Here is a 1,051-nt window from a genome sequence, read left to right as displayed (position 1 = left end):
CGGTTTTGAGTTTGTTTGCAAACAGCATAGATCACCTCGCTCATTTGGTCTGTTGTCTTTACATACGCAAGCGAGGGCCACTTTCGTGAAAACTTTTTTCTGGCGCATTAACCTGGTGCACAGGTCGCGATGGGCACTCGTGCCCACCTTATTGGCCACAGATTACGGGGCGCTGAGAGCACGGGAGGTTGCTGGGCGCGCCCCTGTCATCGATATGTTGGTGACACCACCGCACGATTGCTCAGGTGCCACTGTGTAAGCACGCTATTGTAGGCAACATGTTTTGCACACCAACATATTCGTCGGCGGTCAATCAATCATGCTTGCTTTGTTCACCGTCTGAATTTTCGTGTTTTTCCATGGCGCGCGACGCAATCTCGTCAAAACGCAAAGCACCCTCGGCGATAGAATGTAACAACGCGCTATTCAGTTCGCCGATTTTTGCAAGCCTAGCCAAGTAGGGATTGTTTTCGATCATTTGTTCAATCCAGTGAAAACGAGTGTCGGTATCAAACTTTTGGGCCATGATTGTTCTCCGTTCTGCTAAACGCGTCCAGTGTGTGTCATCCGAGAAATTAAAGCATGGCAGCAGGAAAAGCACATAGCGATTCACGAAGCACAGCGAAAAATGTGATGCGCGTCACAGCGCCATTATGTGCATTACACGAAATGCCTCTTGATGGCGTAAAAGGAGTTGTCAGGACGCTTTATGAGACGGAAGATTTAAGCGCTTTGTTTGACAAAGCAGAAAAGTTGGTCAGCAAATGGGATGCAACTGCGGTCGGCGCACAGGCTAAAGCGCGGCCAGAGAATCAACCGGCAGCACGGTACTCGATGGGAGTGTAAAAACATGAGGGCACTGCACAAAACATGCTTATCAGCGCTTATCTGTGCATCATTAGGCGTTTCTGCCCATGCGGAAGATGTTTTGCGCGTGTGGTTTGTCTATCGCGATGCGCAAGTGCAGAAGTATGGTGTCGCTGAGCTAGACCGCTTCGCCATTGATTCGGTCGAGTACGCTAATCAGGCTTTTGCTAATTCTGGCCTCGAT

4 protein-coding genes are annotated in these 1,051 nt (G+C 49.7%); 3 read left to right on the top strand and 1 reads right to left on the bottom strand.

The window, feature by feature from the left end; genetic code table 11:
• Positions 1-259, top strand: a 259-nt coding sequence (locus D6694_14690) for a hypothetical protein (GenBank protein ID RMH35471.1), incomplete at its 5' end; no start/stop codon positions are given.
• Between the two features lie 54 nt (positions 260-313).
• On the opposite strand, the gene D6694_14685 is transcribed toward D6694_14690, so the two are convergent.
• Positions 314-526 carry a hypothetical protein gene (locus D6694_14685; protein RMH35470.1) on the bottom strand — a complete coding sequence of 71 codons (213 nt, stop codon included), beginning with the start codon at positions 524-526 and terminating at the stop codon, positions 314-316.
• Between the two features lie 56 nt (positions 527-582).
• Between D6694_14685 and D6694_14680 the strand changes: the two genes are divergently transcribed.
• Positions 583-846 (top strand): hypothetical protein, encoded by a 264-nt coding sequence (locus tag D6694_14680; GenBank protein RMH35469.1) that lies wholly within the window; start codon positions 583-585, stop codon positions 844-846.
• 4 nt (positions 847-850) lie between these two features.
• Positions 851-1,051: hypothetical protein (locus tag D6694_14675; GenBank protein ID RMH35468.1), on the top strand; the 201-nt coding region annotated here is incomplete at its 3' end.

The sequence above is a fragment of the Gammaproteobacteria bacterium genome (assembly GCA_003696665.1).
In the GTDB taxonomy this organism is placed as follows: Bacteria; Pseudomonadota; Gammaproteobacteria; order Enterobacterales.
The sequence above is the reverse complement of the archived record's forward strand: the minus strand, read 5'-3'. Positions and strand labels throughout refer to the sequence as shown.

Excerpts from the sequence above, each read along its gene's own strand:
- D6694_14680 (RMH35469.1), top strand. The coding sequence starts at position 583 with ATGGCAGCAGGAAAAGCACATAGCGATTCACGAAGCACAGCGAAAAAT.
- D6694_14685 (RMH35470.1), bottom strand. The coding sequence starts at position 526 with ATGGCCCAAAAGTTTGATACCGACACTCGTTTTCACTGGATTGAACAA.